Here is a 12,896-nt window from a genome sequence, read left to right as displayed (position 1 = left end):
TAATGCCCCCACCGCGAGGGGTGAGGGCATTAGATGAGTTGCGGGCTTGGTTAGCCACGAACAGTGTTGATCTCGTGGGTTAGGGCCTCAAGCTCTGCACCACCGGCCATTGCCTTGGTCAGCTCTTCAAGCTCTACGTTGGCGCGCTCAAAGCGGTTCAACATGCGGCCACGGTTTAGTAGGTAGAAGCGGTCACCAACCAAGAACGCGTGGTGAGGGTTGTGGGTAATAAACACCACAGATACTCCACGGTCCTTTGCTGCAAGAACATACTTCAGAACAATTCCAGACTGGCGAACACCGAGTGCTGAGGTTGGTTCATCCAGGATCAGAACCTTGGCACCAAAGTAAACAGAGCGAGCGATAGCAACAGACTGACGCTCACCACCCGAGAGGGTACCGATTGGCTGGTTTACATCGCGCAGGTCAATACCCATGGCTAGTAGTTCTTTTTTGGTGATCTCTTTCATCTGCTTTACGTCAAGCCACTTGAACGGACCAAAACCCTTGCGGATCTCGTTGCCCAAGAAGAAGTTGCGCCAGACGGTCATCAGTGGAATGGTTGCGAGGTCTTGGAACACGGTTGCAATACCCATGGCCAATGCGTCGCGCGGTGAAGCAAGTTCAACCGGCTGACCCTCGAACAAGAACTCACCCTTGCTTGGCTTGTGAACACCGCTCAGGGTTTTGATCAGGGTTGACTTACCGGCACCGTTGTCACCGAGGATGCAGGTTACCTGCCCCTTAGCTACCTCTACAGAGATGTTCTGAAGGGCAATGACGCTGCCGAAAGACTTCTCAACGTTTTTTAGTTCTAGTGCGTTGGTCATTTTTTGCCGCCTTTTGCTTTACGTCCGATGTAGGTGTTGATCATTACAGCTGTGAACAAAATCACACCAAGGAAGGTTGAGGTCCAGTCAGAGTCCCAACGTGAGAATGGAATACCGATGTAGGCCATACCCATGATGAGTGCACCGAGTGAAGCACCGATAGCGCTACCGGCACCACCGGTAAGCAATGTGCCACCCACTGCTGCAGCGATGATGTAGTAGAACTCCTGGCCAACACCCTGACCTGCCTGCATACCCTTTAGTCGAAGCACAAACATGATGCCGACCAGAGCTGCAGAAAGAGCGGTGTAAACAAACAGGATGATCTTGGTCTTGTCGACCGGAACACCCGCGTTGCGAGCGGCGTTGGCATCTCCACCAACAGCGAAGATCCAGTTACCAAAACGGGTACGGGTCAACACGAAGGTTGCGATTACTGTGATGGCAATCCACCAGACGATCGAGATCTGGAAGCCAGGGTCACCGATCTTCGAAGCAAAGATTGCCTCAGCTACTTCAAAGCCTTCAGCTTTATCGGTGCCGGTTACACGTACTGAGCCGGTAACTGACTTGGTGAACGCCATGTTCGCACCTTTGAGAACAAAGAACGTCGCCAGGGTCACGATAAATGAAGGCAGCTTGGTCTTGACTACAACGTAGCCATTGATGAAGCCGACGGCTCCGGCAAACAACAGCGCAATCACGATTGAGGTCCAAATGTCTAGACCAACTTCGGTGACCAACATACCGATGAGCAGACCGGTGGTTCCAACCAGTACACCGGTTGAAAGGTCAAACTCGCCGGCAATCATCAGTAGTGCTACTGAGATGGCCACGATGCCGATTGGGGCTGCGATGTCTGTCCAACCAGAGATACCACTTAGGTTGGCAAAGTTGCCAGTGGTGTCGGTGGCTGCAAACATAATGAAAATTGCGACTGCACCTAGGAATGCTCCGAATTCGGGGCGGCGCAGAATTTTGGTGAGGAGCGAGGCGCTTCTAACGCGCTCATCCACTGCTGACGACTTTGTCATGTGATACCTAACTTGGTTATTTGAAACTGTGGGTGTTGCCAGTCAGAAAACGATGGTGGGCTAGGAAAACCTAACCCACCATCGTTAGTGCTGAACTTAACTTTTAAGGATTAGCGAGTACCTGCTGCTACTAGTTCTTTGACTAGTGCAACGTTGTCTGCAGTCACAAAGCCAGGGCCGGTGTAAACAGGAAGGCCACCGCCAAGCTCGTGTCCGTTAGTTAGGTTTAGGAACAATAGAACTACTGACTGGTAGCCCTGTGCGTACTGCTGCTGGTCAATTGCAAACTCCATGGTGCCAGCTGCGATTGCGTCTAGTGCCTCAGGAGACATGTCAACGGTACCGATCTTCAAGGTGACGCCAGCTGCTTCTGCTGCAGGTAGAACAGCCTTAGCTGCGATGTCTGCGTTCAAAGCGAATACTGCATCGATGGTTGGGTCAGCGGTTAGAGCTGCCTGTAGCTTTGCAGATGCTGCGGTTAGGTCAGCAAGACCACCGTCAAGGTTGAAGTTCTCAGCCTTACCGTTGAAGGTTTCTGCAAGACCTGCACAACGCTCCTCAAGACCAACGTTTCCAGCTTCCTGGATTGGGCAAAGCACGTGCTTTACGCCTAGTTCGTTGAACTTAAGACCAGCCTCGCGACCAGCGATGATTTCATCCTGACCAACGTGGGTGAATGCGCCTAGGTCCTTGAATACTGCAGAACCTGAGTTCATGGTTACGGTTGGGATGCCAGCTGCATCGGCAGCCAACATAGCTGACTTGATTGCCTCTGGGTCTGGTGCTGAAGCTGCGATACCGTCGCAACCTGCTGCAACACCGGCTTCAATGGTTGAAGCCTGCTTTGCTGCATCGTTGGTTGAACCCTGGTAGTCAAGCTCGACGCCTAGGTCAGCTGCTGCTGCCTCTGCACCCTTTTGTGCTACAGACCAGAAGGTACCGCCGTCACCGTGAGTGTAAACACAGATCTTGATGTCGCTGTTTGCGCCAGCTTCTGGGGTTTCTGCGGCTGGAGCTGAACAACCAGCTAGAGCCAATGCGGTCAGAGCCGCACCTGCAGCGATTGCTGCAAATTTCTTCTTGAACATTGTTGCCTCTCGTCATTGATGAGTTACTTGTTTAGATGTGCAGTCGCTAACAAAGGGAACGCGACCACGACTTTTTCAGTATGTCAATACATTTCAAAATATTTGGACCGTTCCACAAATTCGTTATTGAACTGAAATCTTAAATCCATTCGGTGGTACTGTTTTTTTGTCCAGATGGACATGTCCAAAATCAGGAGAATTGTGTCAGTCACCAAGCGCCCAACCATTAGAGATGTGGCCGCCGAAGCCGGCGTATCGAAGTCACTCGTGTCTTTGGTGTTTGCCGGTGAAACCGGTGTGAGCCAGGAGCGCCGCGAGAAGGTCTTGGCAGCGGCCAAGAAGCTGGGCTTCACACCAAATCTTTGGGCACGCTCACTTTCATCGGGGTCAGCCAACTTTGTGGCCATGATTGTTGCCGACCTGCACAACCCGCTGTTCACCGAGATCGCCGACTTTGCCCGCAAGGACCTTTTGGAAAAGGGAATCAATACGGTCATGGCCGCCGCTGTAATTAGCGAGCGCAACGGCAAGAAGATTCTTGAAGCATCGACTGTCAACTCAGTGCTTGATCTTCGTCCTCGCAGCATTTTTATTGTTGGTGGTTTGCCTGATTACAAAGCATTGAAGTCTGTGCCGGCATCGGTGCCAATTGTTATGGCCACCGGTATCACCACTCAGTTGCCACGTGCCATCACTGTGCGAAGTGACGACAATGAGGGCATGCGCCTGCTAGTCAAGCACCTGGTTGGTCTTGGGCACCAGCGAATCTCTTACGTGGGTCCAGTCGACGAAGCGGTCTCAGTCCTTCGCCGAGCAGCTTATGAAAAAGCCATGTTCGATGCGGGGTTGGCAAAGTTTGCTCACATCGAAGAATGTGACCGCACCGAGAGCTCTGGATACTCGGCTGCAAAACTCTTGCTGAGCAGCCCAACCAAACCGACCGCAATCGTTGCCTTCAACGACATTATTGCCATCGGTGCTCAAGACGCGGTTGATCAGGCGGTTGAAGCCGGTGGCCCGAAGGTTGCACTCACTGGGTACGACAACGTTTACATCTCTGCGTTGAGCAAGGTTTCACTCACTTCGATCGAGCAAGAGAAGGCTGCCATCGCGCACAAGGCGGCAGAGCTGTTGGCTGATGGTGATCTAGCTGAAGAATTCAGAGGCAAAGAGATTCTCCTGCTGCCAAAGCTTGTGGCTCGCGAGTCCACAACCACAGCGCCGGTCAAGTAGTTTTCTCGGGTTTCGGTAGCCAACCCAAAAAGACATTCGATATTGATTTGACAGTTTGGAATTTGTCCAACAAAATTGGACCGTTCCATATTGAAAGTAGGAGTCAATGGCGAATCCAAAAACTATCGGTGTAGGTCTCATCAGCGTTGGCTGGATGGGCAAAGTTCATAGTCGCGCGTATCAGGCTGTGCCCGTTGTGTACCCCGAACTTGGACTTAAGCCACGTCTGGTGATTGCAGCCGACACTTCTCAGGAACGCGCCGATTACGCACGGGATGTGCTGGGCTACGAGCGGTCGACTCTGGATTACAACGATGTCCTGAACGACCCTGAGGTTGATGTTGTATCAATCTGTGCCCCTAACTTCTTGCACGCAGAGATTGGAATCGCGGCGGCAAAAGCCGGCAAGGCATTCTGGATCGAAAAGCCGGTTGGCCGAGGCGCAGCTGAAACCGAGGCAGTACAGGCAGCAGCCGAGGAAGCCGGAGTGGTCAGCACCATCGGCTTCAACTACCGTCACGCACCGGCCGTTGAGCACATCAAAGGCCTAATCGCCGATGGCTCACTGGGCAGAATCACCAACCTTCGCGGCACATTCTTTGCTGACTACTCTTCTGAACCAAACGGCGCACTGTCATGGCGTTTTATCCGTGGGCTTGCCGGAAGCGGAGTTCTGGGCGACCTAATGGGCCACCTGGTTGACCTTGTTCAATATGTGGCCGGGCCAATTGCCGAGGTCTCGGGCATCACCAGCACGGTTTACACCGAACGACCAGTGGCGCAGATGGGGCAGGGTACCCACTTTGACGTTATTGAGGGCGGCGAGAAGAAGCCGGTTGAAAACGAAGACTACGCGGGCATGCTAATCAGACTTTCTGATGATGCTGTGGCTGCTGGTGCAATCGGAACCCTAGAGGCATCTCGCGTGGCTGTAGGCCCACGGGCCAGCTACAACTTTGAGATTTACGGCACCGAGGGCTCAGTCAAATGGGACTTCCAGCGCATGAACGAACTTGAGGTTGCAATTGGCCGCAAGGGCAACCACCTGGGTTACCAGCGAATTATGGTTGGTCCTGGGTTCGGCGACTTCGATCACTTTCACCCGGGCGCCGGCACCGGCATGGGCTACGACGACCTCAAAGTCATCGAGGCCAAGAAGTTCCTGCTGGCCTATCAGGGTCAAGAGGCCAAGAACTCAAACATCTACGATGCAGTTTCAGCAGCTCGAGTGTGCTCGGCTGTAGAAGAATCAATGGAAACCAAGCAGTGGGTTGCCATTGCACCGACAAATCACACCACATCGGCAAAGCGCTAGAAAGAAGACACAACATGACTAAAGCAGTAAAAATCGCTGGCGCTCCGATCTCTTGGGGAGTTTGTGAAGTACCTGGTTGGGGTTTCCAGATGGAGCCTGACCGCGTCTTGAAAGAAATGGCTGAACTTGGCTTGGGCGCAACTGAATTTGGGCCACTCGGTTTCTTGCCGGTTGACCCTGCTGGCCGTGCTGAGGTTTTGGCCGCGCACGGAATGGAAGCAGTCGGCGGGTTTTTCCCGGTTGTAATGCACAAGGCTGACTTTGACCCGCTGCCATCGGTGCTTACTGAACTTGAAAGCTACGCTGCCTCTGGAGCCAAGACTTTGGTGCTTTCAGCAGACACCGGCCTCGAGGGTTATGACACCAAACGACCAGAGCTGGATCAGGCAGGCTGGAATGTTTTCTTTGTGAATCTTGAACGCATCAAAGAGGCAGCTGCAGCGCGCGGAGTGACCGCAGTTTTGCACCCTCACGTTGGCACCATGGTCGAGACCAAGGCCGACGTAATGCAGGTCCTAAACGGTTCAACCATCGATTTCTGCCTCGACACCGGCCACATGATTATCGGTGGAACCGACCCGGTTGAGTTTGCTGCCAAGTACGCCGACCGCGTGGCGCACTCTCACCTAAAGGATGTAAACCTTGCTGTGGCTGACCGAGTGCAGGCTGGGGAGATCACCTACTACCAGGGCATTCTCGAAGGCATGTATGTTCCGCTAGGCACCGGAGACGTTGATGTGCGATCAATCGTGAGCAACCTGATTTCGGCAGGTTTTGACGGATGGTTTGTGCTCGAACAAGACAACGTGATCAACTCGTTGCCCGCTGAAAAGCAAGGCCCATTTGCTGATGCCAAGGCAAGCGTCGAGTTCATCCGCGCGGTTGCAGCCGAGGTTGCCGCAGCCAAGTAATCCGAGCTTAAAAGTAAAGGCCCGAGAAATCTCTCGGGCCTTTACCGCTGCTCAGGTATTAGCTGAGGTCAACCTTTACGCTCTTGCCGGTGGTTGCCGACAGCTGCGCTGCGTCAGCCAAAATCAGCGCTGCGCGGCCGTCCTCGAAAGTTGGGTTTAGAACCTCGCCGCTGCCAATGCTGGTGATGAACTGCTCGAGCTCGTTGCTGTACGCAAAGGCGTAGCGCTCCAAGAAGAACTCCATGTAAGGGTTGCGGGCTTCGACAACCTTGTTGGTGTAAAGCTTCACGGTGGTTGGGGCCACGTTCTCGGCAAATAGAGCGCCCTCGCTACCAAACGCCTCAAGGCGCTGGTCGTATCCAAATGCGCTGTGGCGTGAGTTGATGATGGTGATTAGCTCGCCGCCGTCACCCTTCAGGGTGACAACCACGCTGTCAAAGTCGCCAATTCCACGGATGTCGTCGCTGAATGAGTTGGCACCAGTTGCGCTTACCTCAACGATGTTTGGCACAAAGAAACGAGCCATGTCAAAGTCGTGAATGGTCATGTCGCGGAAGATGCCACCTGAAACCTCAAGGTAAGCCTTAGGGGCCGGAGCTGGGTCGCGGCTAATGATGGTTACCTGCTCAAGCTTGCCAATGTCGCCGGCAGCAACGCGCGCCTGGATCTCACTGAACTGCTGGTCAAAGCGGCGGTTAAAGCCAAGTGCAATCTTTACGCTAGCTGCGTTTGCCTTGGCGCGAAGCCCATCAACTCGGGTGATGTCAAGGTCAATTGGCTTCTCGCACAGCACGTGCACACCGGCATCAATCGCTGCGCTGATTAGGTCGATGTGAGTTGAGGTTGGCGATGCAACGATAACTGCGTCAACCTCACCTGAAGCAAAAACCACTGCTGGGTCGTTGGTTGCCTTGCCGCCGTACTGAGCGGCGGTCTTCTCAGCGCCCTCAACAAAAACGTCGCAAACCCAAGTCAGCTCGGCATTGGCAGAAGCTGCAACCGTGGCTGCGTGCACTTGGCCAATTCGGCCGGTTCCAATAAGACCGATGCGTACTTTGTTGCTCACGATGACTCCTTTGTCTGTGCTGTTGCCAGTGGTTTGAGAAAATTTGCGTTTGGGCGTCCAATAATGGACCGTTCCAAGAATAGTGTCTACAGTTCTCAAAAAACAAACCTAAAGCTAAAATGTAATAACAAATGCAATTTGCACTGAGGCAAATGCATCGGTGTGGTTAGCCACCCAACAGACAAAGGAGTCGCAATGAACACAAAGCCAGACCGCAACCTAGGCATGGAGCTTGTTCGTGCGACCGAGGCTGCAGCGATTAAAGCCAGCGCATTTATTGGCCGCGGCGACAAAAACGCCGCCGACAAAGCCGCAGTAGACGCCATGCGTGAATTTCTTTCAACCGTTGATTTTGCCGGCACCGTCGTTATCGGTGAAGGTGAAAAAGACGAAGCCCCAATGTTGTTCAACGGCGAAGTCGTTGGCAACGGCAACGGGCCTGAGTGTGATGTTGCGGTAGACCCAGTCGACGGAACATCGGTGACTGCCTCTGGCCGCGCCCACGCCATCTCAGTTATCGCGGTTTCAGACCGAGGCACAATGTACAACCCACAAGACGTGTTCTACATGGACAAGCTTGTGACTTCAGCAGCCGGTCGCGGCGCCGTGAGCCTGGACCAAACCCCAGAAGAAAATGTGCGCGAGCTCGCTAAGGCTTTGAAGAAGGACGTCAGCGAGATCACCGTGGCAATGATTGACCGCCCACGTCACGTGCCGCTGCAAGAAGCGGTTCGTCGAGCCGGTGGCCGCACCCGCCTATTTCTAGACGGCGATGTTGCCGCGGGAATCCACGCTGTTACCGGTGACGGAAACATCGACATGCTGCTTGGTATTGGTGGAGCCCCTGAGGGAACCATCACCGCCTGTGCAACTAAGGCGCTCAACGGATTTATGCAGGGACGCATTAGCCCACTTTCCCCAGAGGAAATGAAGAAGGCAATCGAGGCCGGCCACGACCTGAACAAGATTTTTGAAATGGATGACCTGGTTAAGAGTGACAACACCTACTTTGTTGCCACCGGTGTGACCGATGGGTTGCTGCTTGATGGCGTTCAGAAAAAGGGTCAGTACCTAACCACCGACAGCATCATTCTGCGTTCTCGTTCTGGCACAATCCGCCGAGTAAAGGCTGACTACCTAGCTGCTCGCTGGCGCTAGCCGCAATCGGTGGTGGCAGAATTGAACCACTATGTTGATTACACCGAAGTTTGAAACAGTTGCCGAGTTGTTCTTTGCCCAGGGCAAAGAGCTCGAAAAATCCACCGATGGCGCCTTTGCCGGAGGTTCATCCATGGCAATTTATCAAGACGGTGAGCTGGCCCTAGACATCTGGCAGGGTCAGGCAAAACCTGGGCAAGACTGGCAATCAAACACCGCATCGGTGATTTTCTCTTGCACCAAGGGCCTGGTATCAATAATTGCCAACCAGCTGATTGAGCGCGGGCTGCTTGACCCAGAAGCGCGCGTGGCCTACTACTGGCCAGAGTTTGCCGCGGCTGGCAAGAGTGAGATTCCGGTCAAGTGGTTGCTTCAGCACCGCTCCGGCCTTTCGGCTGTTCGCCGCGATTTAAACATCGATGAATTTCTAGACGGCCACACCGTGGTTGACGAGCTTGCCGCCCAAGAGCCACTGTGGGCACCCGGCACCGGATACCAGTATCACGCCGGCACTTTTGGTCACTTGATTGGTGAACTGGTTCGCCGCATTACCGGCGAGACTATCGGTCAGTACCTGCAGAACCACATTGCCGGCCCCCTCAATGTTGACGCCTGGATTGGTCTGCCGGCCGACAAACTAGGGCAGGTTGCGCCGCTAATTACCGACGGCAAGCGTGCCTCTGGCAACCCGCTGCCTGGCACCCCAAACTATTGGATCGAAAAGGCCATGACTTTTGGCAACGCCTTCACCGCCGAGGTTGCTGGCGATGGTACCGGGTTCAACGACCCTCGAGTTTTGCAGTCTGAGTTTGCCGGCGCCGGTGGCGTTGCCAGCGCAAAGGCCTTGGCCAAGATTTACTCGGCTTGTGTTACCGAAACCGATGGCGTGCGATTGCTGAGTGATGAAACCCTAAAAGTTGCCGCAGAGATTACCGTGACCGGCCCAACTGTTTGGGGCGAGCCAGGCCCGTGGCCAAACCGCGGACTCGGATTCATGCTCGACACCCCTGGCTTCAGAGACATGCTCTCGCCTACCTCATTCGGTCACGACGGCCTCGGCGGGCAGATTGCCTGCGGTGATTTCGGCCTAGATGTTGGCGTGGCCTACACCTCGAGTTACATTCACAGCGGGCCTGAAGAGCAGAATTGGCAGCAAGCGGCCATCCGTGAAGTCAAACGAATTTTGGCACAATAGAACCCTATGAATCCAGAAGAGTGGCAAGGCGCGGGCGAGCCCGATGAAGCCGTTCAAACCTGGGGCGGCGAGGTCAAGGGCAAAGTTGCGGTTCGCAAATCGGGCCCAATCGTCAAGCACATACCTTTTTATAAGTTTCCGTACTACCCCGATGTTCTAGATTTACGTAAGTGCGGTTACGAGATTGACTCGTTTGCGCCGCTATTTGATTTGCTCGATGGCGCGCATGTTCGGCACGCAACCGTGGCCCACATCCTGCTGCATTTACCCACCGATGAATACGGGCGCATGGGAGATGGCTCGGGCGGTAACCCGCTCTGGAACCCGCGCCGTGCTCGTGAGCTTGAGTTTCAGGTTCGCGCTGCGCTGCACCGATACGGCTTGAGTGATGTTCCGACTTTGTTGCGCCGGATGATTGGTAAGGCTTTTCCGGGTGATTCGATGACCCACATCAGTGTGGATCTTTTGAACGTATTTTTCTGGGCAGCGCTGGCCAAAGTGGCGCGCGATTACGCTTGGCGCGACGAACGGCTTGAGTTTATGGCCGAGTACCTTGAGTACCCGGTCAAGCGCGCTTTTAGGCTTGGCTAGAGTTCGCCGGCTTGGCTAGAGGTTAACTGAGCCAAAGTCGCCAACGTAATCTGGGCGCTTGACGGTCTGGCCGGCTTCTTCTGCAATCAACAGGGCAGCTGCCCAGTCGTGTTCTTTGATGTGCTTCTCGTAATAAACATCAACCGTGCCGTCAGCAACCATACAGGCATCCAGCGCTGCTGATCCCATGCGGCGAATGTCAACAAACTCAGGCATCATCTGGTCAAGTTTTTCAAACTGAGCAGCGCGCTCAACGGCTGAGTATGAAAAGCCGGTGGCCAAGATTTTGGTCATCCGGTCTTTTGGCGGGCCAAAAATCTGGGTGGTTACGCCGTTGCGAATAACCCAGGCGCCACCGCCGCGTTTTGCGTAGTAGGTGGTGTTTAGGGCGGGCGCCACAACCGCGCCGGCAACCCACAGGCCTGTGGTTAGGTCTTGCGCGCCAACTGAGGTGGCAAAGTATGGAATACCGCGGGTGTAGTTGACCGTTCCGTCGAGCGGGTCAATGCTCCAGCGCACCGCCGCGTTGGCACCTACCTGCTCGGCAAGTTCTTCACCACTGATGGTGTCGTTTGGGCGCAGCTCCGCAATTACGCCGCGAACCACATTTTCTGAGGCCAGATCGGCATCGGTGACTTTGTCTTCGGCAGAGGTCTTGGACTGAATATCAAGCGGTCCGCCAAAGCGCTTCAAAAGTTCGGCGGCGCCAGCGTTGGCTGCTGTCAAAGCGCAACCAAGCAGCTCTTCTAAATAATCAGGGTTCATCTCAATATTTTACCTTTGAGGGTTGACGCCTAATTAGATGTTGGCCGAACTGCCCGCACTGCCGTGAGCCATCGCGCTTTCGTGCTTGCGAATCACGCGGTTATCGCTAATCCAGTCCATCACCGCAAACAGCACACCAGAAACCACAAAGGTCAGGTGAATGATGATGCGCCAAATCGTGCCCTGGCCAACCTCGGCATGGGTGTCTTCGGCCAGCTCAACAAAGTCCTTCAGCAGCTCGATAACTGAGATGGCCACCAACGAGCCGATCAGCTTGATCTTCAAACCAGAGAAGTCAACCGACCCCATCCAGTAAGGGCGGTCGACCGAGCGCTCAGCAACCTCAATCTTCGAAACAAAGTTCTCGTAGCCCGCAAACAGCACAATCAAAATCAGGTTGGCCATCAGCACCAGGTCAAGCAGCGCCAACAGATCAAGTACAAAACTGTGGTCATCGTGCAGCATCACGTTTTGCACCATGGCAATGAACTCAACAACAAACTTGTAGGCCAGTACGGCCAATACACCGATGAGCCCTAGGTATAGCGGCGCTAGTAGCCAGCGTGACCAAAAGATGCTGCGTTCGATGACGTTTGAGAGCTTGCTCATAGGTTGAATTCCGTTCTTTTCGCTCCACATATCCTAGCCTTCGCGAAATTTGGCAGTCATTTTGTCAGAGGCACCCACTACGTTGGTCGCGAGTCGCTCAACTTGATTTTCAGGGGGGGGGGGGGGCTTAAATGAGATTAGGGGGAATCACATGTCATCTATTGAAGACAAAGCGTTAACCAAGCTGTGGAAGCGCTCCACAGACTTGAACAATCCAAACCGCCACAAGGCCATGTTTGACCTGGCGTTTTATCTGTGGGACAACAACGAGCATGACGATGCCGTTGCAGTTGCCGGCGGTTTGATCGATGCCCTGGCTGACGAGCGCGGTTCAAGCTTGTGGGTGGAGGCAACCCGACTCAAGAGCCTTGCCCTTCACGATTCTGCGCGCGATGAAGAAGCCATCGAGGCCATCCTCGAGGCTATTGAGTTTGCCGACGTCATTGCCAATTCACTTGACTACGCCTTTATGCAGTGGCACTTGGCCGATTGCTACCGCACCACATTGCAGGAGGGGCTGCAAGAGGCTGCCTACCGAAAAGCTATCAACGGGTTTGCTGAGGCTGGCCACGAATACTTTCAGGGCCAGGCCCTCTTTGACCTTGGCGCACTATTGGCAAGCCGCATGCGCTATGCCGAGTCTCGCGAAAACCTGACCCTTGCAGTTCCGTTGCTTGAAGCCCACGGGCGCACCGAGCACATCATTTTGACCAAGTACAAGCTGGCGTTTGTTGAGCGCAAGCTCGGCGATCTTCATGTAGCCATTGGTCACGCTCAAGACGCCATGCGCATCGCCGAATTTTCTAACGATCTTCAAGGGCAAAGAGAGAGCCAGATTGAGCTGGCTAACATCCATTCAGAACTCGGCAATAACGAAATTGCCGACGACCTACTCAAAACCCTCATCGAGGACAACGACGTAAAAGAAAAGCGCGAGACCGCTGCTAAAGCTCTCTACAGCCTGGGTCAACATCAACTGCGCAACGGGTCAAGTGATGCGCGGGGCACACTTGAGTCAGCGGTACCTTTGCTCAAGGCAGTTGGACTCAAGAGCCTTGCTCAGCACGCAGAGTTGAGCCTGCTGCACCAGAGCTAAGTGCG

The 12,896-nt window shown here is 54.1% G+C and carries 13 protein-coding genes; 7 read left to right on the top strand and 6 right to left on the bottom strand.

Annotated features, from left to right (window positions below; translation table 11 throughout):
* Positions 1-50: 50 nt before the first annotated feature.
* From OO731_RS06460 to OO731_RS06450, 3 genes are all read right to left on the bottom strand, one after another.
* The gene (locus OO731_RS06460; protein WP_138275944.1) at positions 51-830 is read right to left on the bottom strand and encodes an ATP-binding cassette domain-containing protein; all 780 of its coding nucleotides are present in this window, start codon (positions 828-830) and stop codon (positions 51-53) included.
* Entirely contained in the window at positions 827-1,864 is a 1,038-nt protein-coding gene (locus tag OO731_RS06455) for an ABC transporter permease (RefSeq protein ID WP_264890115.1), read from the bottom strand. The genes OO731_RS06460 and OO731_RS06455 overlap by 4 nt, the downstream gene beginning before the upstream one ends.
* 110 nt (positions 1,865-1,974) lie before the next feature.
* Complete coding sequence (locus OO731_RS06450) at positions 1,975-2,952, bottom strand: substrate-binding domain-containing protein (RefSeq protein ID WP_138275942.1); 978 nt, start codon at positions 2,950-2,952, stop codon at positions 1,975-1,977.
* 201 nt (positions 2,953-3,153) lie between these two features.
* Here OO731_RS06450 and OO731_RS06445 point away from each other — a divergent pair, with 201 nt between their 5' ends.
* From OO731_RS06445 to OO731_RS06435, 3 genes are all read left to right on the top strand, one after another.
* A complete protein-coding gene (locus tag OO731_RS06445; protein WP_264890114.1) occupies positions 3,154-4,185 on the top strand; it encodes a LacI family DNA-binding transcriptional regulator in 1,032 nt (343 codons plus the stop codon).
* A 106-nt stretch (positions 4,186-4,291) separates the two neighbouring features.
* A complete protein-coding gene (locus tag OO731_RS06440; protein ID WP_264890113.1) occupies positions 4,292-5,500 on the top strand; it encodes a Gfo/Idh/MocA family oxidoreductase in 1,209 nt (402 codons plus the stop codon).
* 14 nt (positions 5,501-5,514) lie between these two features.
* Positions 5,515-6,411 carry a sugar phosphate isomerase/epimerase gene (locus OO731_RS06435; protein ID WP_264890112.1) on the top strand — a complete coding sequence of 299 codons (897 nt, stop codon included), beginning with the start codon at positions 5,515-5,517 and terminating at the stop codon, positions 6,409-6,411.
* Positions 6,412-6,469: 58 nt separating this feature from the next.
* Here OO731_RS06435 and iolG read toward each other — a convergent pair whose 3' ends face one another.
* Entirely contained in the window at positions 6,470-7,480 is a 1,011-nt protein-coding gene (iolG, locus tag OO731_RS06430) for an inositol 2-dehydrogenase (protein ID WP_264890680.1), read from the bottom strand.
* Between the two features lie 192 nt (positions 7,481-7,672).
* Between iolG and glpX the strand changes: the two genes are divergently transcribed.
* From glpX to OO731_RS06415, 3 genes are read left to right on the top strand one after another with little or no spacing between them, the layout of a single operon-like run.
* Positions 7,673-8,635, top strand: coding sequence for a class II fructose-bisphosphatase (gene glpX / locus OO731_RS06425; protein WP_264890111.1), 963 nt, complete (start codon positions 7,673-7,675; stop codon positions 8,633-8,635).
* Positions 8,636-8,666: 31 nt separating this feature from the next.
* Positions 8,667-9,830 (top strand): serine hydrolase domain-containing protein, encoded by a 1,164-nt coding sequence (locus OO731_RS06420; RefSeq protein WP_264890110.1) that lies wholly within the window; start codon positions 8,667-8,669, stop codon positions 9,828-9,830.
* A gap of 6 nt (positions 9,831-9,836) precedes the next feature.
* Positions 9,837-10,421 (top strand): hypothetical protein, encoded by a 585-nt coding sequence (locus tag OO731_RS06415; protein WP_264890109.1) that lies wholly within the window; start codon positions 9,837-9,839, stop codon positions 10,419-10,421.
* Between the two features lie 15 nt (positions 10,422-10,436).
* Here OO731_RS06415 and OO731_RS06410 read toward each other — a convergent pair whose 3' ends face one another.
* Both OO731_RS06410 and OO731_RS06405 read right to left on the bottom strand, forming a co-directional pair.
* Positions 10,437-11,186, bottom strand: coding sequence for an inositol monophosphatase family protein (locus OO731_RS06410; RefSeq protein WP_264890108.1), 750 nt, complete (start codon positions 11,184-11,186; stop codon positions 10,437-10,439).
* Positions 11,187-11,219: 33 nt separating this feature from the next.
* Positions 11,220-11,795, bottom strand: a complete 576-nt coding sequence (locus OO731_RS06405) for a TIGR00645 family protein (RefSeq protein WP_264890107.1) — start codon at positions 11,793-11,795, stop codon at positions 11,220-11,222.
* A gap of 151 nt (positions 11,796-11,946) precedes the next feature.
* Here OO731_RS06405 and OO731_RS06400 point away from each other — a divergent pair, with 151 nt between their 5' ends.
* The gene (locus OO731_RS06400; protein ID WP_264890106.1) at positions 11,947-12,891 is read left to right on the top strand and encodes a hypothetical protein; all 945 of its coding nucleotides are present in this window, start codon (positions 11,947-11,949) and stop codon (positions 12,889-12,891) included.
* The last annotated feature ends 5 nt before the right edge of the window (positions 12,892-12,896 follow it).

It is taken from the genome of Rhodoluna sp. KAS3, assembly GCF_026000575.1.
Classification (GTDB): domain Bacteria; phylum Actinomycetota; class Actinomycetes; order Actinomycetales; family Microbacteriaceae; genus Rhodoluna.
The sequence above is the reverse complement of the archived record's forward strand: the minus strand, read 5'-3'. Positions and strand labels throughout refer to the sequence as shown.